The organism is Hydrogenophaga sp. GW823-FHT04C09 (genome assembly GCF_058796355.1).
This window is the reverse complement of the sequence record NZ_JBXAIO010000001.1, coordinates 461,732-485,960: the sequence shown is the minus strand read 5'-3', so window position 1 is coordinate 485,960 and position 24,229 is coordinate 461,732. Positions and strand designations below refer to the sequence as shown.

The 24,229-nt window shown below is 67.6% G+C and carries 25 protein-coding genes and 1 tRNA gene; 16 read left to right on the top strand and 10 right to left on the bottom strand.

Annotated elements, in window-relative coordinates:
• The first annotated feature begins 7 nt into the window (after window positions 1-7).
• On the top strand, window positions 8-1,351 hold the full coding sequence (gene chrA / locus AC1Q9M_RS02100) for a chromate efflux transporter (protein ID WP_492432174.1): 1,344 nt from the start codon (window positions 8-10) through the stop codon (window positions 1,349-1,351).
• On the opposite strand, the gene AC1Q9M_RS02095 is transcribed toward chrA, so the two are convergent.
• Window positions 1,352-3,055: an AMP-binding protein gene (locus AC1Q9M_RS02095; RefSeq protein ID WP_382326833.1), complete on the bottom strand. Its 1,704-nt coding sequence runs from the start codon at window positions 3,053-3,055 to the stop codon at window positions 1,352-1,354.
• Window positions 3,056-3,210: 155 nt separating this feature from the next.
• On the opposite strand from AC1Q9M_RS02095, the gene AC1Q9M_RS02090 reads away from it, so the two are divergent.
• Both AC1Q9M_RS02090 and AC1Q9M_RS02085 read left to right on the top strand, forming a co-directional pair.
• Window positions 3,211-4,038 carry an alpha/beta fold hydrolase gene (locus AC1Q9M_RS02090; protein WP_382326831.1) on the top strand — a complete coding sequence of 276 codons (828 nt, stop codon included), beginning with the start codon at window positions 3,211-3,213 and terminating at the stop codon, window positions 4,036-4,038.
• Complete coding sequence (locus AC1Q9M_RS02085; RefSeq protein ID WP_291118552.1) at window positions 4,035-4,247, top strand: DUF3820 family protein; 213 nt, start codon at window positions 4,035-4,037, stop codon at window positions 4,245-4,247. Before AC1Q9M_RS02090 ends, AC1Q9M_RS02085 begins: the two co-directional genes overlap by 4 nt.
• Window positions 4,248-4,250: 3 nt before the next feature.
• Here AC1Q9M_RS02085 and AC1Q9M_RS02080 read toward each other — a convergent pair whose 3' ends face one another.
• Window positions 4,251-4,853, bottom strand: a complete 603-nt coding sequence (locus AC1Q9M_RS02080) for a 3'-5' exonuclease (RefSeq protein ID WP_382324328.1) — start codon at window positions 4,851-4,853, stop codon at window positions 4,251-4,253.
• Window positions 4,854-4,893: 40 nt separating this feature from the next.
• Here AC1Q9M_RS02080 and AC1Q9M_RS02075 point away from each other — a divergent pair, with 40 nt between their 5' ends.
• The 11 genes from AC1Q9M_RS02075 to AC1Q9M_RS02025 all read left to right on the top strand — a co-directional run bounded on the left by AC1Q9M_RS02075 (window position 4,894) and on the right by AC1Q9M_RS02025 (window position 13,802).
• Window positions 4,894-5,268: a DUF6172 family protein gene (locus tag AC1Q9M_RS02075; protein ID WP_444686384.1), complete on the top strand. Its 375-nt coding sequence runs from the start codon at window positions 4,894-4,896 to the stop codon at window positions 5,266-5,268.
• Window positions 5,222-7,342, top strand: a complete 2,121-nt coding sequence (uvrB, locus tag AC1Q9M_RS02070; RefSeq protein ID WP_444691235.1) for an excinuclease ABC subunit UvrB — start codon at window positions 5,222-5,224, stop codon at window positions 7,340-7,342. Before AC1Q9M_RS02075 ends, uvrB begins: the two co-directional genes overlap by 47 nt.
• A 217-nt stretch (window positions 7,343-7,559) precedes the next feature.
• On the top strand, window positions 7,560-8,096 hold the full coding sequence (gene iscR / locus AC1Q9M_RS02065) for a Fe-S cluster assembly transcriptional regulator IscR (protein ID WP_066272853.1): 537 nt from the start codon (window positions 7,560-7,562) through the stop codon (window positions 8,094-8,096).
• Window positions 8,097-8,167: 71 nt separating this feature from the next.
• Window positions 8,168-9,385 (top strand): IscS subfamily cysteine desulfurase, encoded by a 1,218-nt coding sequence (locus AC1Q9M_RS02060; protein ID WP_382158559.1) that lies wholly within the window; start codon window positions 8,168-8,170, stop codon window positions 9,383-9,385.
• A 13-nt stretch (window positions 9,386-9,398) separates the two neighbouring features.
• Window positions 9,399-9,785 carry a Fe-S cluster assembly scaffold IscU gene (gene iscU, locus AC1Q9M_RS02055; RefSeq protein WP_382324333.1) on the top strand — a complete coding sequence of 129 codons (387 nt, stop codon included), beginning with the start codon at window positions 9,399-9,401 and terminating at the stop codon, window positions 9,783-9,785.
• 16 nt (window positions 9,786-9,801) lie between these two features.
• Window positions 9,802-10,125, top strand: coding sequence for an iron-sulfur cluster assembly protein IscA (iscA, locus tag AC1Q9M_RS02050; protein WP_066272849.1), 324 nt, complete (start codon window positions 9,802-9,804; stop codon window positions 10,123-10,125).
• Between the two features lie 64 nt (window positions 10,126-10,189).
• On the top strand, window positions 10,190-10,708 hold the full coding sequence (gene hscB / locus AC1Q9M_RS02045) for a Fe-S protein assembly co-chaperone HscB (RefSeq protein ID WP_492432688.1): 519 nt from the start codon (window positions 10,190-10,192) through the stop codon (window positions 10,706-10,708).
• Between the two features lie 31 nt (window positions 10,709-10,739).
• On the top strand, window positions 10,740-12,611 hold the full coding sequence (gene hscA / locus AC1Q9M_RS02040) for a Fe-S protein assembly chaperone HscA (RefSeq protein ID WP_492432168.1): 1,872 nt from the start codon (window positions 10,740-10,742) through the stop codon (window positions 12,609-12,611).
• Window positions 12,612-12,625: 14 nt separating this feature from the next.
• Complete coding sequence (gene fdx, locus AC1Q9M_RS02035; protein ID WP_382158553.1) at window positions 12,626-12,964, top strand: ISC system 2Fe-2S type ferredoxin; 339 nt, start codon at window positions 12,626-12,628, stop codon at window positions 12,962-12,964.
• Window positions 12,964-13,671 (top strand): DNA polymerase III subunit epsilon, encoded by a 708-nt coding sequence (dnaQ, locus tag AC1Q9M_RS02030; protein ID WP_382158552.1) that lies wholly within the window; start codon window positions 12,964-12,966, stop codon window positions 13,669-13,671. The genes fdx and dnaQ overlap by 1 nt, the downstream gene beginning before the upstream one ends.
• A gap of 56 nt (window positions 13,672-13,727) precedes the next feature.
• Window positions 13,728-13,802, top strand: a tRNA-Val gene (locus AC1Q9M_RS02025).
• A gap of 59 nt (window positions 13,803-13,861) precedes the next feature.
• Here the strand turns inward: AC1Q9M_RS02025 and AC1Q9M_RS02020 are convergent.
• The 4 genes from AC1Q9M_RS02020 to AC1Q9M_RS02005 are packed head-to-tail and all read right to left on the bottom strand — an operon-like array spanning window position 13,862 to window position 18,330.
• A complete protein-coding gene (locus tag AC1Q9M_RS02020; RefSeq protein WP_492432166.1) occupies window positions 13,862-15,196 on the bottom strand; it encodes an amidase in 1,335 nt (444 codons plus the stop codon).
• The gene (locus AC1Q9M_RS02015; protein ID WP_382324336.1) at window positions 15,197-16,171 is read right to left on the bottom strand and encodes a Bug family tripartite tricarboxylate transporter substrate binding protein; all 975 of its coding nucleotides are present in this window, start codon (window positions 16,169-16,171) and stop codon (window positions 15,197-15,199) included. It lies immediately after the preceding gene.
• Between the two features lie 36 nt (window positions 16,172-16,207).
• Window positions 16,208-16,729 carry a cupin domain-containing protein gene (locus AC1Q9M_RS02010; protein ID WP_382326825.1) on the bottom strand — a complete coding sequence of 174 codons (522 nt, stop codon included), beginning with the start codon at window positions 16,727-16,729 and terminating at the stop codon, window positions 16,208-16,210.
• 17 nt (window positions 16,730-16,746) lie between these two features.
• A complete protein-coding gene (locus AC1Q9M_RS02005) occupies window positions 16,747-18,330 on the bottom strand; it encodes a gamma-glutamyltransferase (RefSeq protein WP_492432163.1) in 1,584 nt (527 codons plus the stop codon).
• Window positions 18,331-18,499: 169 nt separating this feature from the next.
• On the opposite strand from AC1Q9M_RS02005, the gene AC1Q9M_RS02000 reads away from it, so the two are divergent.
• On the top strand, window positions 18,500-19,180 hold the full coding sequence (locus AC1Q9M_RS02000; protein WP_492432161.1) for a TetR/AcrR family transcriptional regulator: 681 nt from the start codon (window positions 18,500-18,502) through the stop codon (window positions 19,178-19,180).
• Window positions 19,181-19,282: 102 nt separating this feature from the next.
• Entirely contained in the window at window positions 19,283-20,485 is a 1,203-nt protein-coding gene (locus AC1Q9M_RS01995; RefSeq protein WP_492432159.1) for an HD-GYP domain-containing protein, read from the top strand.
• 168 nt (window positions 20,486-20,653) lie between these two features.
• On the opposite strand, the gene AC1Q9M_RS01990 is transcribed toward AC1Q9M_RS01995, so the two are convergent.
• Genes AC1Q9M_RS01990 through AC1Q9M_RS01975 form a run of 4 tightly spaced genes read right to left on the bottom strand, consistent with a single transcriptional unit; the run spans window position 20,654 to window position 24,142 of the window.
• On the bottom strand, window positions 20,654-21,109 hold the full coding sequence (locus tag AC1Q9M_RS01990; RefSeq protein ID WP_382324343.1) for a RidA family protein: 456 nt from the start codon (window positions 21,107-21,109) through the stop codon (window positions 20,654-20,656).
• Window positions 21,110-21,138: 29 nt separating this feature from the next.
• On the bottom strand, window positions 21,139-22,497 hold the full coding sequence (locus AC1Q9M_RS01985) for an FAD-binding oxidoreductase (RefSeq protein ID WP_492432157.1): 1,359 nt from the start codon (window positions 22,495-22,497) through the stop codon (window positions 21,139-21,141).
• Window positions 22,498-22,523: 26 nt separating this feature from the next.
• A complete protein-coding gene (locus AC1Q9M_RS01980; protein WP_382158544.1) occupies window positions 22,524-23,336 on the bottom strand; it encodes an ABC transporter permease in 813 nt (270 codons plus the stop codon).
• A complete protein-coding gene (locus AC1Q9M_RS01975) occupies window positions 23,333-24,142 on the bottom strand; it encodes an ABC transporter ATP-binding protein (RefSeq protein WP_382158542.1) in 810 nt (269 codons plus the stop codon). The genes AC1Q9M_RS01980 and AC1Q9M_RS01975 overlap by 4 nt, the downstream gene beginning before the upstream one ends.
• Window positions 24,143-24,229 lie beyond the last annotated feature (87 nt).

The window sequence follows — 24,229 nt, the reverse complement described above, 5'->3', positions numbered from 1 at the left end:
AGTTCCCATGCCCGAACCCGCCACCCCCGAACCCCCCGCCGCCGTCGGCTTTGGCGAGGCCCTGCGCTTCTGGCTCAAGCTGGGTTTCATCAGCTTCGGCGGGCCGGCCGGGCAGATCGCGATCATGCACACCGAGCTGGTGGAGCGCCGCCGCTGGATCAGCGAACGCCGCTTCCTGCACGCGCTGAACTACTGCATGCTGCTGCCCGGCCCCGAGGCGCAGCAGCTCGCCACCTACATCGGCTGGCTGATGCACCGCACCTGGGGCGGCATCGTGGCCGGCGCGCTGTTCGTGCTGCCCTCCCTGTTCATCCTGATCGGCCTGTCCTGGGTGTACCTGCGCTTTGGCGACGTGCCGGTGGTGGCGGGCATTTTCTACGGCATCAAGCCGGCCGTGACGGCGCTGGTGTTGCACGCGGCGCACCGCATCGGCACGCGCGCGTTGCGCAACCCCTGGATGTGGGGCATCGCCGCCGCCGCCTTCGTGGCCATCTTCGGGTTCGACACACCGTTCCCCGCCATCGTGCTGGCCGCCGGCCTGATCGGCCACTTCGGCGCGCGGCGCTGGCCCCAGGTCTTCGCGCTGGGCGGTGGCCACGGTGCCCAGGCGGCGGGCCATGGGCCGGCCTTGATCGACGACCACACGCCCACGCCGGCGCACGCGCGTTTCTCGAAACGCCATCTGGCGAACGTGCTTGGCGTGGGGCTGGCGCTGTGGCTGCTGGGCATGGCTGCGCTGGTGGCCACGCAGGGTTGGGAGGGCACGCTGGCCCGGATGGGCTGGTTCTTCACCAAGGCGGCGCTGCTCACCTTTGGCGGGGCCTACGCGGTGCTGCCCTACGTGTACCAAGGCGCGGTGGACACGCACCAGTGGCTCACCGGCGCGCAGATGATCGATGGCCTCGCATTGGGCGAGACCACGCCCGGCCCGCTCATCATGGTGGTGGCCTTCGTGGGGTTTGTCGGTGGATGGACAAAGTCCGTGCTGGGGCCGGACGCGCTGTTCCTCGGCGCGGCGCTCGCGGCGACGGTGGTGACCTTCTTCACCTTCCTGCCGTCGTTCGTGTTCATCCTGGCGGGTGGCCCGCTGGTGGAGGCCACGCACGGCAGGCTGGGCTTCACCGCGCCGCTCTCGGCCATCACCGCCGCCGTGGTGGGGGTGATCCTCAACCTCGCGCTGTTCTTCGCGTACCACGTGTGGTGGCCCAAGGGCTTCGGCGGGCCGTTCGACCTTGCTTCGGCGGTCATCACGCTGCTGGCGCTGGTGGCGCTGTTCCGCCTCAAGTGGGGCGTGATGCCGCTGCTGGGGGTGTGCGCCTTGGCCGGGCTGGCGCTGACCCTGCTGCGCTAGTCAGGCCGTTGCTGCCGCCTTGAGGCCGAGTTTCTTGACCATGGCCTCGCGCAGCAGGAACTTCTGGATCTTGCCGGTGATGGTCATGGGGAAGGCGTCGACGAACTCGATGTAGGCCGGCACCTTGTAGTGGGCGATCTGGCCGCGCGCGAAGTCCTGCAGTTCCTGCACCGTGGCCTTCTCGCCGGCCTTGAGCACCACGCAGGCACAGAGCACCTCGCCAAAGCGCGGGTCGGGCACGCCGACCACCTGCACGTCCTGCACCTTGGGGTGGCGGTAGTAGAACTCCTCGATCTCGCGCGGGTACACGTTCTCGCCGCCGCGGATCACCATGTCTTTCAGGCGGCCGACGATGTTGACGTAGCCCTCGGCGTCCATGGTGGCGAGGTCGCCGGTGTGCATCCAGCCCTCGGGGTCGATCGCTTCGCGGGTTTTTTCGGCGTCGTCCCAGTAGCCCTGCATCACCGAGTAGCCGCGCGTGCAGAGTTCGCCCACCAGGCCGCGCGCCACGGCGCGGTTGTCGGTGTCGACGATCTGCACCTCCAGGTGGGGCTGTACCCGTCCCACGGTGGACACGCGGCGGTCCACCGGGTCGTCCACCGCGCTCTGGGTGGAGACCGGGGAGGTTTCCGTCATGCCGTAGGCGATGGTGACTTCGCGCATGTTCATCAGCGATTGCACGCGCTTCATGACCTCGATGGGGCAGGGCGAGCCGGCCATGATGCCGGTGCGCAGGCTGGAGAGGTTGGTGGCGCCGAACTGCGGGTGGTCGAGCACGGCGATGAACATGGTGGGCACGCCATAGAGCGCGGTGCAGCGCTCGGCCTGCACGGCCTGCAGCACGGCGGCGGGGTCGAAGGCCTCGGAGGGGTAGACCATGGCGCAGCCGTGCGTGACGCAGGCGAGGTTGCCCATGACCATGCCGAAGCAGTGGTACAGCGGCACGGGGATGCACAGGCGGTCTTCCGGCGTGAGGCGGATGGCCTCGCCGACGAAGAAGCCGTTGTTCAGGATGTTGCGGTGGGTCAGCGTGGCACCTTTGGGGAAGCCAGTGGTGCCCGAGGTGAACTGGATGTTGATCGGGTCGGTGGGCGCGAGCCGGGGGCCGATGGCCGCGAGTTGCTCGCGCTGGGCGTCGCCGGCTTTCGCGGGCAGGTCGTCGAAATTGAGCATGCCCGCGGTTTTTTCCTGGCCGAGCCGGATCGCCCAGCGCAGGTGCGGCAGGGCCTGGGCATGGAGCTGGCCGGGGGCGGCGGCGTCGAGCTCGGGGGCGAGGCTGCGCAGGATCTCGATGTAGTTGCTGGTCTTGAGCGCGGGCGCGAGCACCAGGGCCTTGCACGAGACCTTGTTGAGCGCGTAGGCCAGTTCGCTGGCGCGGTAGGCGGGGTTGATGTTGACCAGGATCAGGCCGGCGCGCGCGGTGGCGAACTGCATCAGCGTCCATTCGGCGCAGTTGGGTGCCCAGATGCCCACGCGGTCGCCGGGTTGCAGGTCCAGCGCGAGCAGGCCGGCGGCCACGGCGTCGCTGCGTTGCAGCAGCTCGCGCCAGCTCCAGCGCACGTTCTGGTGCGGGATCACCAGGGCTTCGCGCTCGCCCCACTGGTGGGCGGCGCGGGCCAGCGCCTCGCCGATGGTGATGTCGTGCAGGGCCGGGCTCTGCGGGCCCTGGGCGTAGGAAGAGGTGGGGGCGGATGCTGGGTTCATGTCGGTCTCGGCGGTGCGGGGGTGCAAAGGTTCGCCGGCCATCATGAACGCCCGCCGCGCCGCCCGCACGCCCGGGATTTCCCTGACGCCATGTGTTCCATTCCAGTACGATGCGCGCTGCCCATTCATCACCCAACCGCCGGAGGCTCTCGCTCATGAAGGAAGCTTTGCAGATCGATGACGTGGATGTGGTGGTGGAAGGCGAGGGCCCGCACACGGTGGTGATGCTGCACGGCTGGCCCGACACCCCGGCCCTGTGGGACAGCACCGTGGTGGCCTTGCGCGAGGGCTACCGCTGTGTGCGCTTCTGCCTGCCGGGCTACGACCTGGCCAAACCGCCCAGGGCGGCGTCGGTGGACGCCATGACCGGCCTGATCCGCAAGATCGTCGACGCGGTCAGCCCGCACCAGTCGGTCACGCTGCTGGTGCACGATTGGGGCTGTTTCTTCGGCTACGAGTTCGCCGCGCGCCACCCGGACCGGGTCGCCCGCGTGGTGGGCGTGGACATCGGCGACACCAGCTCGGGCGCCTACCTCAGGGGCTTGAGTGGCAAGGAAAAACGGATGATCGCGGGCTACCAGATCTGGCTCGCGGTGGCCTGGAAGATCGGGCCGTGGTGGCCCTGGCTGGCGAACCGCATGACGCGCTACATGGCGCGCACCATCGGCTGCCGCAACGAACCGTCCCGGATCGGCTGGCAGATGAACTACCCGTATGCCATGGGCTGGTTCGGCGCCCATGGCGGCCTGCGCGGCGTGGGCCGTGTGGACAAGCTGCTGGGCGTGGGCATGCCCGCGCTGTTCATCTATGGGCGGCGCAAGCCCTTCATGTTCCATTCCGAGCGCTGGCTGGACCAGCTCACCCGCGCGCCGGGTTGCGAGGTGCTCGCGCTGGACACCGGCCACTGGGTGATGCGCCAGAAGCCGGCCGAATTCAACGCCTGCGTGCGCGCCTGGCTGGACCGATCCACTTCCCTGGTATGAAACCCGAAGACCTCGAACGCCTCGTCACCGTGGAAATGCCCTTTGGCAAATACAAGGGCCACGTGATCGCGGACCTGCCGGGCAACTACCTGCACTGGTTCGCGCGCGAAGGCTTTCCGCCCGGCGAGATCGGCCGCCTGCTGGCGCTGATGCGGGAGATCGACCACAACGGGCTGAGCGAGCTGCTCACGCCATTGCGGCGGCGCTGAAACTCAGCCCAGACCCAGCGCGTGGTGCACGCGCATGGCGCCCCAGGCGTCGTTGGCGGCGTAGATGAGTTGGGCTTCCGTCAGCCGCGGGTTGGCCCAGTTGGACGTGGCCGCCTTCTTGGATTTGATGAAGCGCTGGTTGAACAGCACCGCGATCGCGCCTTTGACGCCCATGTCCTTGCGGTAGCCGCGTTCGCGGAACACGGTGTTGAGTTCCAGCACGCCGCCGGGCTCCACGCCGAGCTTGGCCACGATGCGCCGGGTGTCGTCGCCCAGGCCGAAGCCGGCCTTGGTGTGGCCGCCGTCGGCCAGCAGCGCGGCCACCTGGGCGCGGCAGTCGGGTTCGTGCAGCTGGAACACCCAGGCGTGCTGCATCGTGGCGAGCTGCACGATGTGCGGCCCGTCGGACACCTGGTCCTTGAAGAAGGTGGGCTTGGACTCGGTGTCGAAGCCCCAGGCGCGGTGGTCGCGCAGGGCGGCGCAGGCCTCTCGGGCCTGGGCGGCGGTGTTCACCAATGTGATGCGGTCGAGCCGCAACTGCTCGAACGGGGCGAGCAGGGCGATCTCGTCCTTGCTGGGGGTGGGGTGGTGTTCTCGGGAGGTCATCGCGGGGCAGGATACCCCGGCGCGCATAATCGCGCCCTCCATGAGAAAAATCTTCCCCCTGACCCAAGAAGGCCGTCACCGCGATCGCGTGCTGGAAGCCGTGAAGCACGAGATCCGCAAATACCTCAAGCGCGAGCGCCGCCGCGAGTTGCCCGAGGGTGCCGATTTCCTGGACTTCGACTGCCGCCTCGGCGCCACCAAGGAAACCGCCGAGGTGGTGCACCTCTCCGCCCTGATCGGCCAGCTGGACGCCGTGGCGCGCGAGGGTGGGGCGCAGGCCTACGTGGAAATCCTGGCCAAACCCGGCGTGCGCCGCCCGCGCCCCCCGGGCGCCAGCGCCGAAAGCGACCATCCGGCACAATCGTCCGATGCCCCAGACGACCCTGCCTCCGACGCCGAAAGACCCGCTGATTGAAGGGGTGAGCGACGCGCCCCCCGAGGGCGAGTTCCTCACGTTTCCCGGTTCCCCGTTCGAGCTCTTCCTGCCCTACCCGCCAGCGGGTGACCAGCCCGAGGCCATCCGCCAGCTGGTGGAGGGGGTGAACGACGGCGAGGTGTTCCAGACCCTGCTGGGCGTGACCGGCTCGGGCAAGACCTTCACCATGGCCAACGTGATCGCGCGGCTGGGCCGCCCGGCGATCGTGTTCGCGCCCAACAAGACGCTGGCCGCGCAGCTCTACAGCGAGTTCCGGGAGTTCTTCCCGAAGAACGCGGTGGAGTACTTCGTCAGCTACTACGACTACTACCAGCCCGAGGCCTATGTGCCGCAGCGCGACCTGTTCATCGAGAAGGACAGCGCGATCAACGAGCACATCGAGCAGATGCGGCTCAGCTGCACCAAGAGCATCCTGGAGCGGCGCGACGTGGTGATCGTCGCCACGGTCTCGGCCATCTACGGCATCGGCAAGCCCGAGAGCTACCACCAGATGGTGATGACGCTGCGCACCGGCGACAAGATCGGCCAGCGCGACCTGATCGCCCAGCTGGTGCGCATGCAGTACGCGCGCAACGAGCAGGACTTCTCGCGCGGCAAGTTCCGCGTGCGCGGCGACACCATCGACGTGTTTCCCGCCGAGCACTCGGAAATGGCGATCCGCATCGAGCTGTTCGACGACGAGGTGGAGACGCTGCAGCTGTTCGACCCGCTCACCGGCAAGGTGCGCCAGAAGATCCCGCGCTTCACCGTCTACCCCAGCAGCCACTACGTGACGCCGCGCGAGCAGGTGCTGCACGCGGTAGAGGCCATCAAGCTGGAGCTGGCCGACCGGCTCAAGCAGCTGGTGGGCGAGGGCAAGCTGGTGGAGGCCCAGCGGCTGGAGCAGCGCACCCGTTTCGACGTGGAGATGCTCAGCGAGGTGGGCCATTGCAAGGGCATCGAGAACTACTCGCGCCACCTCGCGGGCAGCGCCCCGGGCGAGCCGCCGTCCACCCTGACCGACTACCTGCCCAAGGACGCGGTGATGTTCCTGGACGAGAGCCACGTGCTCATGGGCCAGTTCGGCGGCATGTACAACGGCGACCGCGCTCGCAAGACCACACTGGTGGAATACGGTTTCCGCCTGCCCAGCGCGCTGGACAACCGCCCGCTCAAGCTGGAGGAGTTCGAACAGCGCATGCGGCAGGTGGTGTTCGTCTCCGCCACGCCGGCCGACTACGAGAAAACCCACGCCGGTCAGGTGGTGGAGCAACTGGTGCGCCCCACCGGTCTGGTGGACCCGGAGCTGGAGGTGCGCCCGGCCACCCACCAGGTGGACGACGTGCTGCAGGAGATCCGCATCCGCGTCGAGAAAAACGAACGCGTGCTGATCACCACGCTGACCAAGCGCATGGCCGAGCAGCTCACCGACTACCTGACGGAAAACGGCGTCAAGGTTCGCTATCTGCACAGCGATGTCGATACCGTGGAGCGTGTGGAGATCATCCGCGACCTGCGCCTGGGCGCCTTCGACGTGCTGGTGGGCATCAACCTGCTGCGCGAAGGGCTGGACATTCCCGAGGTGTCGCTGGTGGCCATCCTGGACGCCGACAAGGAAGGTTTCCTGCGCTCGGAGCGCAGCCTGATCCAGACCATCGGCCGCGCCGCGCGCAACCTGGGCGGCAAGGCCATCCTGTACGCCGACCGCATCACCGACTCGATGAAGCGGGCGATGGACGAGACCCAGCGCCGGCGCGACAAGCAGATCGCCCACAACCTGGCCATGGGCATCGAGCCGCGCAGCATCAACAAGCGCATCAAGGACCTGATCGACGGGGTCTACAGCGAGAAGGCGGGCCGGGAGGCCGATCGCCTGGCTGCCGAGAGCGCCCAGCGCGCCAGCGTCGAGGAGATGAGCGAAAAGGACGTGGCGCGCGAGATCAAGCGGCTGGAAAAGCTCATGCTCGAACACGCCCGCAACCTGGAGTTCGAAAAGGCCGCCGGCGTGCGCGACCAACTCGCCCACCTCAAGGCCCAGGTGTTCGGTGCCCCGGGTACCGACAACATTCCCTGAGCACCGAACTGGTGCCCCCGGGGAACGGGGGAAGGGTTTACCAGTAAAATGCTGAGCAAAACACTAGGCTTTTGAGGTATACTCGACGAAAACAGTCGGGAAAGCCTTCGATAACAGATCCGCAACGGATCGGGGTGGGTGGAGAAGGGGTTCAGGGGGGTTCTTACCCGTTGGACCATGCCACGACGGTCAAGCCAACATCTCAAGGAGCTTGAATATGCGCCTCACGACCAAAGGCCGCTTCGCGGTCACCGCCATGATCGATCTGGCCCTGCGCCAGAACAATGGTCCCGTCACGCTCGCGGCTATCAGCCAGCGGCAACAGATTTCGCTGTCCTATCTGGAACAGCTGTTCGGCAAGCTGCGCCGCCACGAACTGGTGGAATCCACCCGTGGCCCCGGCGGCGGCTACACGCTGGGCCGCAAGGCGGCCGACATCACCGTGGCCGACATCATCGTGTCCGTGGACGAGCCCATCGACGCCACCCAGTGCGGCGGCAAGGAAAACTGCCTGGGCGAAGGCCACCGCTGCATGACGCACGAACTGTGGGCGCAGCTCAACGCCAAGATGGTCGATTTCCTCGACTCGGTGTCCCTGCAGTCGCTGGTGGACGAGCAGCTCGCCAAGGGCGTGGTGGTGGAGAACGCACCCCTGATCAAGCGGGCGATTTCCAGCGCGCCGGTGGTCAAGCCGATCCGCGTGAACGCCCCCAACTCGGTCTTTGCCCTCGGAGGCGCCGCGTTCTCGAAATGAACCCGGCCTGACCGGGGCGCTCGACCCCGCCGCCACCTCTTTTCACCGACAAGCCCACGAACCGTCCTTCCATGAGCACTCCGCACTTCCCCATCTACATGGACTACAGCGCCACCAACCCCTGCGATCCGCGGGTGGTGGACGCCATGATTCCCTGGCTGCGTGAACATTTCGGCAACCCGGCGTCGCGCAGCCATGCCTGGGGCTGGGAGGCCGAGAAGGCCGTGGAGACCGCGCGCGAGCAGGTCGCCGCCCTCATCAACGCCGACCCGCGCGAAATCGTCTGGACCAGCGGCGCGACCGAGTCCAACAACCTCGCGCTCAAGGGCGCGGCGCAGTTCTACAAGACCAAGGGCAAGCACCTCATCACGGTGAAGACCGAGCACAAGGCCGTGCTCGACACCATGCGCGAGCTGGAGCGCCAGGGCTTCGAAGTCACTTACCTCGACGTGCAGGCCGATGGCCTGGTCGACCTGGAAGCCTTCAAGGCCGCGATCCGCCCCGACACCATCCTGGCCTCGGTCATGTTCGTGAACAACGAGATCGGCGTGATCCAGGACATCGCGGCCCTGGGCGCGATCTGCCGCGAGAAGGGCGTGGTCTTCCACGTGGACGCCGCGCAGGCCACCGGCCGGGTCGACATCGACCTCCAGACGCTGCCCGTCGACCTGATGAGCCTGACCTCGCACAAGACCTACGGCCCCAAGGGCATCGGTGCCCTTTACGTGCGCCGCAAGCCGCGCATCCGCATCGAGGCGCAGATGCACGGCGGTGGCCATGAGCGCGGCATGCGCTCGGGCACGCTGCCCACCCACCAGATCGTGGGCATGGGTGAGGCCTACCGCATCGCCAAGGCCGAGATGCACGAAGAGAACCAGCGCATCAAGGCCCTGCACGACCGCATGGTCGCGGGTCTCAAGGACGTGGAAGAGGTGTTCATCAACGGCCATGAAACGCGCCGTGTGCCGCACAACCTCAACATGAGCTTCAACTACGTCGAAGGCGAGTCGCTCATCATGGGCATCAAGGGTCTGGCGGTGTCGTCGGGCTCGGCCTGCACCTCGGCCAGCCTGGAGCCCAGCTACGTGCTGCGCGCCCTGGGCCGCAGCGACGAACTGGCGCACAGCAGCCTGCGCATGACCATCGGCCGCTGGACGACCGAAGAAGAAATCGACTACGCGATCGCCACCATCAAGGAAAACGTGGCCAAGCTGCGCGAGTTGTCCCCGCTGTGGGAAATGTTCAAAGACGGTATCGACCTGTCCACCATCCAGTGGTCAGCGCATTGAAGGAGAAGACACCATGGCTTATTCAGAAAAAGTTGTTGACCACTACGAAAACCCCCGCAACGTCGGCTCCTTCGAAAAGGGCGACGACTCGGTGGGCACCGGCATGGTGGGGGCCCCTGCCTGCGGCGACGTGATGAAGCTGCAGATCAAGGTCAACCCGACCACGGGCGTGATCGAGGACGCACGCTTCAAGACCTACGGCTGCGGCTCGGCGATCGCCTCGTCGTCGCTGGTGACCGAGTGGGTCAAGGGCAAGACGCTCGACCAGGCTGCCGCGCTCAAGAACAGCCAGATCGCCGAAGAACTGGCCCTGCCGCCGGTGAAGATCCACTGCTCGATCCTGGCCGAAGACGCCATCAAGGCCGCGGTGGACGACTACCGCAAGAAACACGTCAACTGAGGAGCACCGCGTTCCCATGGCCATCTCGATTTCTGAAGCCGCCGCCAGGCACGTCAACCGCTACATCGCCAAACGCGGCAAGGGCGTGGGTGTGCGCCTGGGCGTGAAGACGACCGGCTGCTCCGGCATGGCCTACAAGCTGGAGTACGCCGACGAGATCGCGCCGGAAGACGTGGTGTTCGAGGACAACGGCGTGAAGGTGCTGGTTGATCCCAAGGCCCTGGCCTACATCGACGGCACGCAGCTCGATTTCGTGCGCGAAGGCCTCAACGAGGGCTTCCGCTTCAACAACCCGAACGAGCGCGACCGTTGCGGCTGCGGCGAAAGTTTCCGCATCTGATGCTGCGTTCCCCCACCAAGCCGCCCGTGCTGTCCAGTGCTGGCGGCTTTTTCACGCGATGAACCTGAATTTGCAATCGACCGACTTCGAGATCTTCGGCCTGAGCCCGCGCTTCGCGGTGGACTGCGCCGCGCTCGACGCGCGCTGGAAAGACCTGCAGCGCGAAGCCCATCCGGACCGCTTCGCCACCGCCGATGCCCAGACCCAGCGCCAGGCGATGCAGTGGTCGGTGCGCATCAACGAGGCCTACCAGCGCCTGAAGGACCCGCTCAAGCGCGCGGCCTACCTGTGTGAACTGCACGGCGCGCCGATCCAGGCCGAGAACAACACCGCCATGCCCGCCGCCTTCCTGATGCAGCAGATGCAGTGGCGCGAAGACCTGGACGAGGCCCAAGGCCAGGACGATCTGGAGCGCATGGCCGACGACGTGGCCACCGCGCGGCGCGCGATGCTGCAGGAAGTGCAGACCACGGCCGACGACCTGCGGGACTGGCCCGCGCTGGCCCAACAGGTCAGAGCCCTTATGTTCGTTGAGCGCTTTGCCAGCGATGTGGAGAACCGGCTCGATCTGCTGGGACAATAGCCGGTTCCCCCTTATGAATGACCGTTGACCCATGGCGCTTCTGCAGATCTCCGAACCCGGCCAGTCGCTCGACCCGCACCAGCGGCGCGTGGCGGTGGGCATCGACCTGGGCACCACGCATTCGCTGGTGGCCGCTGTGCGCCACGGCGTCTCCGAATGCCTGCCGGCGGCCGATGGCCGCGTGATCCTGCCCAGCGTGGTGCGTTACCTCGATCCCGCGCAGGGCGGCTCGGGCCGGCAGATCGGCTTCGAGGCACTGGCCGCGCAGGTGCAGGACCCGGCGAACACCGTGAGTTCGGTCAAGCGCCTCATGGGCCGCCGCCGTGCGCAGGTGGCCGACGTGGACAAGCTGTCCTACACCGTGGTCGAGCAGGACGGCATGGCCGTGGTGGAGACCGTGGCCGGCCGCAAGACGCCGATGGAAGTCAGCGCCGAGATCCTGGCCACGCTGCGCTTTCGCGCCGAGGACAGCTTCGACGACGACCTGTATGGCGCGGTGATCACCGTGCCCGCGTACTTCGACGATGCGCAGCGCCAGGCCACCAAGGACGCGGCCCAGCTCGCGGGCATCAACGTGCTGCGCCTGATCAACGAGCCCACCGCCGCCGCGATCGCCTATGGCCTGGACAACGGCTCCGAAGGCGTCTACGCCATCTACGACCTGGGCGGCGGCACCTTCGACATCTCCATCCTGCGCCTGACCAAGGGCGTGTTCGAGGTGATGGCCACCGGCGGCGATTCGGCCCTGGGCGGTGACGACTACGACCAGGCGCTGGCCGCCTGGGTGCTGGCCCAGCAGGGCGTGAGTGCCGAGCTCAATGCCTCCGAGCGGGCCGCCGTGCATGCCGAGGCGCGCCGCGTGAAAGAGGCACTGTCGTCGGCCGCGAGCGAGACCTTCCGCGCCAGCGTGGCGGGCCAGGCCATCGAACAAGCGGTCACGCCGGGCGATTTCGAGGCCTGCACCGCCGCGCTCACCGCGCGCACGATGACCGCGGTGCGCAAGGTGCTGCGCGACGCGGGCACGGCCAAGGACGAGGTGCAAGGTGTGGTGATGGTCGGTGGTTCGACCCGCATGCCGGTGATCCGCCGCACGGTGGGCGAGTTCTTCGGCACCGAGCCGCTGACCAACCTCAACCCGGACGAAGTGGTGGCGCTGGGCGCCGCCATCCAGGCCAACGCGCTTGCCGGCAACAGCCGCGACGGCGACCTGCTGCTGCTGGACGTGATCCCGCTGTCGCTGGGCATCGAGACCATGGGCGGCCTGGTCGAGCGCATCGTGCCGCGCAACAGCGCCATCCCTACCGCGCTGGCGCAGGACTTCACCACCTACCAGGACGGCCAGACCGCATTGGCATTGCACGTGGTGCAGGGCGAACGCGACCTGGTGGCCGACTGCCGCAGCCTCGCGCGCTTCGAGCTGCGCGGCATCCCGCCCATGGTGGCCGGTGCTGCGCGCATCCGCGTGACCTTCACCGTGGACGCCGACGGCCTGCTGTCGGTGAGCGCGAAAGAGCAGGGCAGCGGCGTGGAAGCCCGCGTGGACGTGAAGCCCGCCTACGGCCTGAGCGACGAGCAGATCGCCGCCATGCTGCAGGACAGCTTCGCCACCGCGCAACAGGACATCCAGGCGCGCGCGCTGGTCGAGGCCCGCGTGGACGCCGACCGCATGATCGCCGCCACGCGCACCGCGCTGGCCGCCGACGCCGACCTGCTGCAGCCCACCGAACGCCAACAGATCGACGACCTCATGGCGGCGCTGGCGGCCACCGCGCAGGGCGACGACGCCAACGCGATCGAGAACGCCACGACCGAACTCGCCAAGGCCACCGAGCCCTTCGCCGCGCTGCGCATGAACCGGGGCATCCAGCAGGCCCTGTCTGGCAAGAAACTCGAAGAAGTCTGAAAACACAACGTCCCATGCCCACGATCAAGATCCTGCCCCATCCCGAATACTGTCCCCAGGGCGCCAGCATCACGGCGCCCGCGGGCACCTCGATCTGCGAAGCCCTGCTGGACAACAAGATCAACATCGAACACGCCTGCGACATGAGCGCGGCCTGCACCACCTGCCACGTGATCGTGCGCGAAGGCTTCAACAGCCTCAACGAGCTGGAAGAGACCGAGGAAGACCTGCTCGACCGCGCTTGGGGCCTGGAGCCCAACTCGCGCCTGTCGTGCCAGGCCATCGTGGCGCAGAAGGACCTCACGGTGGAGATCCCGAAGTACTCGATCAACCACGCGAAGGAAAACCACTGATGCGCCAGATCGTCCTCGACACGGAAACCACGGGCCTGTCGGCCGAGAACGGCGACCGCATCATCGAGATCGGTTGCGTCGAGCTGCTCAACCGCAAGCTCACCGGCAACAACCTGCACTTCTACGTGAACCCCGAGCGCGACAGCCACGAGGACGCGCTCAAGGTGCACGGCATCAGCAACGAGTTCCTGCGCGACAAGCCCAAGTTCGCGGCCATTTCCGACCAGTTGCTGGACTACCTGCGCGACGCGGAAGTGATCATCCACAACGCGCCGTTCGACATCAGCTTCCTCAACAAGGAAATGGAGCGCCTGGGCCACCCGCCCATCACCACCATCCTGGGCCAGGTGACCGACAGCCTGGTGATGGCCAAGGAAATGTTCCCTGGCAAGCGCAACGGCCTCGACGCCCTGTGCGACCGCCTGGGCGTGGACAACTCGGGCCGCACGCTGCACGGCGCCTTGCTCGATGCCGAGTTGCTGGCCGACGTCTACATCAACATGACGCGCGGCCAGGACGCGCTGCTCATGGACCTGGGCGATGCGCCGGGCGAGGACGGGCAGACCGAGGCGCTGGACCTGAGCCGCTTCGAGCTGCCGGTGCTGCTGGCCAACGAGCAGGAAAGCCAGGCCCACGAAGGGGTGCTGGCCGAACTGGACAAGGCGAGCAAAGGCAAAACCTTGTGGCGTTCGGTGCAAGCCGCCTGAAACGGCCCAAAAACCGGCTATAATTTGAGGCTTCCGAGAGATCGGTCAGATCAATCGGGCGGTTAGCTCAGTGGTAGAGCACTGCCTTCACACGGCAGGGGTCGCAGGTTCGAACCCTGCACCGCCCACCAGACAAGACGCTGGAGAAACAAGGACTTGCGAGAAATCGCCAGTCCTTTTTTCTTGCCTGTCAGCCAGGGTGGAGCAGCTTTTCGATGGCGTGGGCGATGGCCAGCAAGTGCGGGTCTTCACCGTGCCTGCCAATCAGTTGCAAGCCGGCCGGGAAGCCTTCCCGCGTCGGGATGGGCATGCTGATCGCGCATTGATCGAACAGGTTGACGGGCCGGGTGTGGCGCCCGACGCGCCGGTTCCATTGCAAGGCCTCCTCCAGCGAGCGCAACGCGTTGCGGGGGCCGGGCAACATCGGGGTCGTGGCACCCATCCAGGCGTCGAATCCCCCCATCTGTGCTTGCGCCTGGCGCCGCCATTGCGCGGTGTGTCGCCGCAAGGCGTCCAGCTCCGCAGGGTCCATGTCGATTTCGGCCGCGGCGCGAGCGGCGGTCACCGGGTCGAGCGAGCCGAGGCCGGCGCGCAACCGCTCTTTGCCCAACACCCGCGCGAACTCCGCCGGCATGAGCCGTGAGAACAGTGCCGCGACGTCCTCCGCTCCCGGAGGCTCGATGGGCGACACGACCACACCGGCCTTCTGCAGCCACTCGATGGTGTCGTCGAGCGCTTCCTGGACCGCTGCGTCCAAGGGCTCGCCATCGCGCTCGCGCAGCAGACCCAGGCGCAAGCCGAGCAGAGGGATGGCCAGAGCGCGTGGCGAAGGCTTGATCGCGTTCGCCACCGTGGCGCAATCGGCCACGCTCGTGGCCAGCACGCCCATCGAGTCCAGGGACGGTGCCGCTGGAAAAACACCCTCGGTCGACCAGGTGCCCCGGGTGCTCTTGTACCCGGCCACGCCGCACAGCGCCGCCGGCACCCGGACCGATCCGCCGGTGTCCGTGCCCACGGCGAAGGCGCACAGGCGCGCCGCCACGGCCACCGCCGAACCATGGCTGGACCCGCCGCACAGGCGGCGCGTGGCGGCATCCACCGGGTTCCAGGGGCCCGGGTCGTTCCAGTTGATCGTCGCCAGGGCGAATTCCGTGGAGACCGTCGTGCCCAGGATGACGCAGCCCGCGGCGCGAAGCGCGCGGACGAGAGGGCCCTCCGCCGGCAGCAGGTCGGCGACGGCTAGCGACGAGTTGACGCTGCAGCCCAGTCCCTGGACGGCGATGATCTCCTTGATGGCGATGGGCACACCCATCAGGGGGCCACGGTCGTCTCCCTCGGACAGCGCCGCATCCAGGGCACGGGCTTCCGCCAGCGCCTCCTCGGCCCTCACGCGGCGGAATGCCGCGAGTTTCGGCTGGCTTTGGGCGATGCGGGCAAGGTACTGCTGCGTCGCCTGCTCACTCGTGACCGCGCCGCGCCGCAATGCCTCGCCGAACCCCTTGATGCCCTGGGCGAATGCGTCCACTCATTGCACCTTCACGTTGCCGGCCTTGGCAATGCCGCCCCATTTCTTCTGCTCGTCCACCATGAAGTGGCGGAACTCCTCGGGCGTGCGCTGCGTGGGTTCGGTGCCGGCGCCGCGCATCTTTTCCTGCACGTCGGGCGCTTTCAAGGCCTCGTTGATGGCCTGGTTCAGCTGCGCGATGACCTGGGGCGGCGTGCCGCGGGGCGCCATGAACGCGTACCAGCCGAGGTACTCCCGATCGTCCAGCCCCAGCTCCTTCGCGGTCGGCACGTTGGGCAGGGCCTCCACCCGGGTCGCGGAGGTCACCGCCAGCGGCAGCAGCTTGCCCGATTTGACGTGCGGCGCACCGGTGGACACCGCATCGACCATGATGGGGAGCATGCCGCTGATGACCGCCAGCTGCGCCTCGGGCGCGGTCTTGTGGGGGACGACGGTCACGTCGAGGCGATGGCGCTGGCGCATGCCTTCGAAGACCAGGTGGTTGAGCGATCCGCTGGCGCCCATCGACAGATCGAGCTTGCCCGGGGCGGCCTTGGCCTGTTGAACGAAGTCGCCCAGCGTGCGGATCGGCCCATTGGGGTTCGCGACCCACAGCATGGCCGTCGTGCCCGCGAGCGCCACCGGCTCCAGATCCTTCATCGGGTCCATCGGCATGCGCTCGTAGATGGACGAGTTGATCGTGAGTGCGCCCGTCGAGGCGAACAGCAGGGTGTGGCCGTCGGCGGGTGCCTTGGCCACGAGGTCCATCGCGATGTTGCCGTTCGCGCCGACCCGGTTCTCGATGACGATGGGCTGGCCGAGGCTGGCCATGAGCTTGGGCGCGAGAAGCCGCGCGATCCACTCATAACCCCCCGGGGCGATCGGCGTGACGATGCGGATGGGCTTGCTGGGGTAGGCCGACTGCGCCGCCGCGCCATGGGCGGCAGCGGCGGTCAAGGCCACCACGAGGATCTTGGAGAGAAGCAGCTGGATCATGATGGGATGTCCTTTCGACGAAAGAGGGTCTGTGCGTCAGGTGCGGGTGATGTGGCCCTGCGCGTCCAGCTCGAAGCCGGCCTGGCGGGCGGTGTCGAGCACGTTTTTGGCCCACTCCACCTTGCCGGGGTCCGTGCCACTGAGGATCGCGAGGATGTAGGCCTCCTGGTCGCCGTCGTTGCGGAAGCCGCGCATGATGTGCGGCGGCACCGACACGGCATCCCATTGGCCCAGGGTCATCTCGTGCTCGCCGGTGTCGCCCCAGATGAGCGTCCAGGTGCCCGAGAGCGGGATGAAGACTTCGACGGTCTGGTGAAGGTGCAGGCCCGAGCCTTTGCCCGGCTGGGCCTTCACCAGGGTGACATGGAAGTTCTCCACGTCGGTGATCGGGATCTCCATGGACGCGTCTTCGCACACGCCCATGCCGATGATGTTGTAGTTCTCCCGCTGGTACTCGGGCAGCACCGCGTCGATCAGCGGCATCGTGCTCGGCACCAGCTGGTTGAAGAAGGCCACGCGTTTGAGCATCTGCTCGCGGGTGACGATGGGGTGGCTCATGATGGCTGGTTTCCTTTTCAGGTTGCTGCGTTGGAGGGGCGTGCGAGCTGTTCTTCGCTGATCGCCACGCTGTAGGGCACGTCGATGGACGCCATGCCGCTGTTCTGGCCGTCGACGCGCATGACGGCCGAGGGCACGGCGAAAGGCATGGGGTACGCGGTGTGTTCGAGCAGGGTGACCTCGTGGTGCCCGGCGATGCGCTCGATCACCGCTGGGCTGAGGCGGTGGTCGCAGAGCACCTGCGCCGGGTCCGAGGCATCGATCCGGGGCGTGTTGAACGCCTGCGCGAGGCTCAGGCCGTGGTGGACCATGAAGGACAGCAACTGGACCACGGCGGGGGGAATGTGCCGCCCGCCCGAGGCGCCGAGTGCCAGCCAGGGCTGGCCGTCGCGCGCCACCATCATGGGACAGGCGTTGGTCAGCGGCCATTTGCCCGGGCCGATGGAGTTGGGCTTGCCTGGTTCGGGGTCGAACCAGAACATGCCGTTGTTCATCAGGAGCCCGAGGCGTTCGAGCATGACGCGTGAGCCGAATCGTGCACCCAGGGTGTTGGTCAGCGAGACCATGTTGCCCTGCGCGTCGACGACGTTGAGGTGCGTGGTGCATTTGTCGCGCGGGCCGGTGTCGCCCAGGCTGGCGTAGCGTTCGGCCCAGCAGTCGCGCATCACCGAGGCGATGCGCAGGTAGTCGTCCGGCGTGGGCTGGCCGAGCCCGGGCGCGTGATCGTGAAGATGGCGTTCGAAGAAGCGCAGCGCGGTCGGTCCGCCATTAAGGCCGGGCACCACCATCAGGCGCACGCCGGCGTGGTCGAGCGCCATCGGTTCGGCCACGCGCGCGCGGTAGGCCGCGAGTTCCGCCGCCGTCCAGGTCCGACCGCAGGCGGCCACGTCGGCCAGGAGGTCGCGGGCGGTTTCGCCTTCGTAGAAGTCGCGGTAGCCGCGCTCGGCCAGGCGCCGCAGCATCGCGGCGTCGCGCGGGTTGCGGATGGCGTCGACGCCATCGGCTTCCTCCACCGTCGGTGCGTAGTGCCCGTCGCGCAGGAACACGTCCCGGGTGCCGGGGAAGCGCGCCAGGCCACGGGCTTCCGTGCCGATGGCCAGGGTCGTGTACCAGTTCACCGGCCAGCCCCGCTCGGCCAGTTCAACCGCCGGCGCCAGGGCGCGGCGCCATTCCCAGGTGCCGAAACGCTCCAGCGCCTGCCCGAGCCCATCGACCGCCCCGGGGATGAGCATCGACGTGGGCCCCGACATGTTGCGGCCGCCCTCGACCCGAGGCCAGCGGAAGGTGCCGAAGCGCTCCTTGCCCGGGAGGAGGGGGTAGTCGCGGGCATCGATGTCGGACGCCGATTTCATCGAGAAGTCGATCGCGTGGCAGCGGTTCTCGCTGACCTGGTGGACGAGCATGCAGCCACCGCCGCCCAGCCCGCTGGACCAGGGCTCGACCACATGCAGCGCACAGGCGGCCGCGACGGCCGCATCGACCGCGTTGCCGCCTTCCGCGAGCACGGTCGCGCCAATCTCCGCCGCGCGGGCGCTGGCCGCCACCACGATGCCCTTGCGCGAGGTGTTGACCTGCTTGTTCAGCACCCAGTGCTGATTCATTTCACCGATTTCCAGCCGCCGTTTGGACATTCGACACTTCCCGTTGAGTTGCAGACAGCGCCACGGGTCAGCACCCGCGGCACGCGCAGTCTAGAAAACAAAATCCATTTAGTCAACCATCCGGATGGTTGGTTAAAAACCAAGATGTCGAATCTGCATAATCGAAACCATGGAGAGCCCCAACAAGTCCCCAGCACCGCTCATCTCGGCGAGCCGGTCGCGCGAACCCTCCGATGGCAAGCGGAACGCGGAGCGAACCAAGAGCAATCTGCTGAACGCTGCCTACGTGGAGTTCTCCGAGAACGGTTTCCAGGGCGCCCGGGTGGACGCCATCTGCAAACGCGCGGGCGTCAGCAAGCAGATGCTCGCCCACCATTTCGGGTCGAAGGAGGCCCTGTTTGTCGAGGTGCTGGAGCGGGCCTATCTGTCCTTCCGGATGCACGACGAAGACGTGGAGCTCTCCAGCGGCGGGCCGGTCGAGGCGGTGGAGCATCTGGTTTTGAGCACCTTCGACCATGTGCAGAAACACCAGGAGCTCATCCGGCTGCTGTCCGACGAGAACATGCACAACGGGCGCCACATCCAGCAGTCCACCAAGCTGCGGGCGCTGTACACGCCCCTCATCGAGAAGGTCGCGGCCATGCTTGAGCGGGGCGAGCGCGCGGGCCTGTTCCGCTCGGGCGTGGATCCCTATCAGTTCTACATCTCGATGACCTCGCTCATCTTTCTGTTCTTCTCGAACAACCACACCCTGAGCGCGGTGTTCGACCGGGATTTTTCAACGCCAGAGGCGGTGGCCGAGCGCCGCCGGCATGTCGTTGAATTCGTCCTGGCCGGTCTGCGGCGCTGAGGGCCACGGCGCGCCGGTGCCCCTGGCGAGCGCCCGAACTTGCGGGCTTTTCTGCGTTTATTCCCGGCTTTGGCGGCCCGGGCGAGGCGTAGATTCATCGGAATGTACAAGTCGCTTCCTCTGGACGCCATCGCCCTGCAGCAGCCGGTTCCCGTGAACGTGTGGGACCCGAAGGGCGTGCTGTTGCTGCGCAAGGGCGAAGCGATCACCTCGGAACAGCACCGGGGGCTGCTGATGCTGCACTCGCCCGTGGTGCTGGAGGCCGACTGGCGCGCCTGGTCGTACAGCTACACCACCGAACTCGACCGCATGGTGCGCGACAACGCGCCGCTCAACCGCATCGCGGGTGTGAGCCACGCGGTGGAGGTGCCCCATGTTGAGGCACGCGAGGAGGCCGGGCCGGTGGAGCTCTGGGCCGACCTGCACGCGTCGCTCAACAGCCTGTTGCACCAGGGCACGGCCGCCACCCAGTTCAACGACAAGCTCGAGCGGCTGGCCGCGCGTGCGCAGCGCCTGTGGCACTCGGCGCCGGACGACTGCCTGTTGGTGTTGGTGCAATTGCTCTTCGATGCCCGCATGGGCTACAGCGCGACGCACGCGCTGCTTTCCGCGGGCCTGTGCGCGCTGGTGTCGCCCTCCACGGGGGTGTCGCCCGCCGAGCAGGCCACGCTGTTCCGCGCCGCGCTGACCATGAACATGGGCATGACGCGCACGCACGACGCGATGGCCCGCCAGACCGGTCCCCTGACCGACGCCCAGCGCCAGACGGTGCGCGAGCACCCCTTGCGCAGCGCGGCGATGTTGCGCGAACTGGGTGTGGCGGACGCGCTGTGGCTGCGCCTGGTGGAAGAGCAGCACGAGCGGCCCGACGGCAGCGGTTACCCGGCGGGCAAACCGGTGGCCGACCTCGCGCAGCGCCTGCTGCAGATGGCCGACGTGTACGTGGCCTGCATCAGCCCGCGCATGGGCCGGGGCGGCCTGCTCTCGCAGCAGGTGGCGCGCGAGCTGTACCTCGGGCCCGATCAGCAACCCGACGCGCTGGGCGCGCTGTTCGTCAAACACATCGGGTTCTATCCGCCGGGCAGCTATGTGCGCCTGGCCAGCGGCGAGGTGGCCGTGGTGACGCGGCGCGGCGCCAAGGCGAATGCGCCGCAGGTGTTCGCCATCGTCGGGCGCCAGGGCATGCCGCTGGGCGAGCCGACCTGGCGCGACACGCAGGACCCGGCCCACGAGATCAAGGCCAGCCTGCCGCCGGGCGACGTGCGGGTGGTGGTGAACGTGCCGCGCCTGCTGAGCAGACGCTAGGGATCAGTTCCTCAACGCGTCGCAGCGCGACCCGCAACGAAAGAAGTGCACCCTCCAGAGGCATCAAGGGTCCGGCTGCGCCGGCCCGAGATGCCGTTCCCCCTCGAAGCGCCGAAGGCGCGCCACGGAGGGGGGAAGCCGCGCAGCGGCGCAGGGGGGTGTTTCATATCACTGCGGCAGGTACATCGTGGCCTCCACCTCGACGAGCACCTCGTCGCCGGGCAGGAAGCGCGAGACCTCGACCACCGTGCTCACCGGCGGCTCCCCCGGAAAGAACAGGCCGCGCACCCGGTTGTAGGGCGCGTAGTGGGGCAGGTGGCGGAAGTACTGCACCAGCTTGACCACGTCGGACATCTTCCCGCCGTGTTCCTCGGCGAGCTGGCGGATGCGGTCCAGCACGAACCAGCTCTGCGACACGATGGGCGCCTCGAACACGTCCACCGACATCTGGCCGGTGACGAAGCCCTGCTTGCGCAGGGCGGCCAGCGCCTTGGTGGGGATGTCCTCGTAGCTGCTCACGGTGCGTCGCTTGGCCGGGTCCACGGCCACGACGCCGCTCATGAACACGAAGTCGCCGACGCGTTTGGCGGCGGCGTAGTGGGCCATGGGTTTGCCTGTGCTCATGTGGTGTCTCCGGTGCAAGGGTGGGTGGCTCAGTCGGGCAGGCCCCAGGCGCGCATCTTCCCGGGGTTGAGAAGGCCGGCCGGATCGAAGCGCTTTTTCATGTCGATCACGTTCTGCGGCAGGTCGCCTCCGACCTTGCCTTCCTCGATGATGAAGGTGTGCGGGTTGTTCACGCGGATGCCGTTGTCGCGGAAGATCTGGATGATCTCGTTGAGGCGTTCTTCCGTCGTGAAGCGCACCAGCGGCAGCGAAGTGCAGGTGGTGAAGCCGTCCATGCTGCGCAGGAACTCGACGTGCATCAGCACCTCGTCGCCGAACAGCTCGCGGATGCGGCGCACCTGGTCCAGGTGCTTGCCCGGCGTGAACGTGGTCTGCAGGTAGGTCAGGCCCTTGTCCACCTTGAGGGCGTTGAGCGTGGTGTGGTTCCAGCAGTACTCGGCCAGCGTGTGGTGCTGGGCCCGCACCTCGTCGGCCGTGCGGCGGTAGGTGACCTGGCCGCCGTGGGCGGTGATCACCTGCAGGGCCGCGGCTTCCGAGAACTCGGCCACCAGCAGCAGCGCGGCGTGGCAGCCCTTGGGCAGATATTCGGCCAGCGGCACCATGTAGGCGGGGATGGGGTCGGCCAGCAGGGCGATGTTCTTCTTCACGATGCCGGGCGCGTGCGCCAGCGCGTTGCCGAAGTCCAGCGCGCGGTCGGCGTCGTCGAAGGTGACGATCATTTCCATCCAGTCGTGGGCGGGCGCCAGCGCCATCTCCACTTCCAGCACCAGGCCGTTGGTGCCCCAGAGGTGGTGCATCAGCAGGGCTTCGGGGCCGCGCAGTTCCACCACCTGCGGCTCGGCCTCGATGCTCATCGCGCGGATGCCGAGGATGTTGCCGGCCGCGCCGATCGGGCCGTAGTTGATCGAGCCCACGCCGCCGAAGCCGCCGCTGAACAGGCCGCCGAGCGAGGCGCTGCGGAAGGTCGAGGGGATGCAGCGCAGCTCCCAGCCGGTGGGGCGCGCGGCGTTGTCGAACTCGGCCAGGCGGATGCCGGCCTGCGCGCGGCCCACGCCGGGGCGCGACCACAGGAAGGCGTTGTAGCCGCTCATGTCGAGGATCACGCCGCCGTGCAGCGGGGTGGACTGGCCGTAGTTGCCGGTGCCACTGCCGCGCACGGTGAGCGGGATGCGGTGGCGCGCGCAGGCCGAGGCCACCTGTCGGATCTCGTCCTCGGTGCGGGGCTTGACGACGATGTCGGCGCGCTTGCCGAGCAGCTGGCGCTTGAGCACCGGGCTGAACCAGGAGAAGTCCTGCGAGAGGCGGCCGATCTTGAGGGGATCGGTGATCCAGTCGAGGCCGGGCAGTTCCTGCTGGATTTGTTCGATGGAGGTGCTGGAAACGGTCATGGCGTGTGGTCTTCTTTCAATGCGGTTCAGTCCTGCGCGATTTCGCTGGCGTGCCAGGAGCCCAGCGACACCTTGGTCAGCCAGGCCATGAGCACGAACAGGAAGACGCCGGCGAGCGAGATCAGCAGCAGCGCGGCGAACATGCGCGGGATGTCGAGCTGGTAGCCGGCCATCAGGATCTGGTAGGCCAGGCCGGTGTTGGTGCCGCCGGTGCCGGCGACGAACTCGGCCACCACGGCACCGATCAGCGCCAGGCCCGAGGAGATGCGCAGGCCGCCGAAGAAGTAGGGCAGCGCGCTGGGGATGCGCAGGCGCCAGAGCATCTGGCCGCGCGTGGCGCGGTTCATCTTGAAGTAGCTCTGCAGGTCGGGGTCGACGCTGCGCAGGCCCAGCGTGGTGTTGGAGATGATGGGGAACAGGGCCACCAGGGCCGCGCACACCACCAGCGAGGCGGTGGGCTGCTTGACCCAGATGATGATCAGCGGGGCGATGGCCACGATGGGCGTGACCTGCAGCAGCACGGCGTACGGGAACAGCGCGGTCTCGATCAGCCGGCTCTGCACGAACAGGAAGGAGATCAGCACGCCGACCACCACGGCCACCACGAAGGACAGCACGGTGATCTTCATGGTGATCACCAGCGAGTTGAAGAGCGTGGACCAGTCCTTGACCAGCGTCTCCATCATCAGGCCGGGCGAGGGCACCAGGTAGGGCGGCAGTTCGAGGCCGACCACCAGGCCGTGCCAGAGCGCGACCAGCACGATGGCGACCAGGGCCGGGTACAGCACGCGCTGCACGCGAGGCTGTTTCAGGAAGGGGGTGTTGACGGTGGGGTTCATGCGTGTGCGCTTTCGGTCGTGTCGCGGCTGGCGCGCAGCAGGCTGTCCTGCAGTTGCTTGGCGTAGTGGCTGAATTCGGTGGAGACCATGAAGTCCGGCGTGCGCGGGTAGGGCTGGTCGATCTGGAATTCCTCGACGATGCGGCCCGGGCGCGCGGCCATCATGACCACGCGGCTGGAGAGGAACACCGCCTCGTGGATGGAGTGGGTGACGAAGACGACGCTGAGGTTCTTCTTCTGCCAGAGTTCGAGCAGGTCGGCGTCGAGCTTGTGGCGGGTGATCTCATCGAGCGCGCCGAAGGGCTCGTCCATGAGCAGCAGCGTGGGCTCGACCACCAGGCCGCGCGCGATCGACACGCGCATCTGCATGCCGCCGGAGAGGGCGCGCGGCAGGGCCTTGGCGAACCTGGACAGGCCCACCAGGGCCAGCGCATCGGCCACGCGGGCGTCGGCCTCGGCGCGCGGCACGCCGGCCAGGTCCAGCGGCAGGCGCACATTGGTCTGCACGCTGGCCCAGGGCATCAGCGTGGGCGACTGGAACACGAAGGCCAGGCGGTGGCCCGACTTCTCTAGCTGGCTGACCCCCTGGCCCCAGAGCTTGAGGCTGCCGCTGCTGGGTTCGAGCAGGCCGGCCACCATTTTCAGCAGCGTGCTCTTGCCGCAGCCCGAGGGGCCGAGCAGCGTGACGAATTCGCCTTCGCGCACCGTCAGGTCCACCGGCTGCAAGGCCACGGTGCCGTTGGGGTAGGTTTTCTGGACGCCCTGGATGTCAATGGCCAGGGTGGCGGACGGTTGGTCAGTCTTCATGGGGTACTTGTGGGTGAAGGCGGGGCGGGCCGATGCGGGCGTGGAACTCGCATTGGTGCGCGTGGTGTGGGGGCGCCGCGGTGGGCG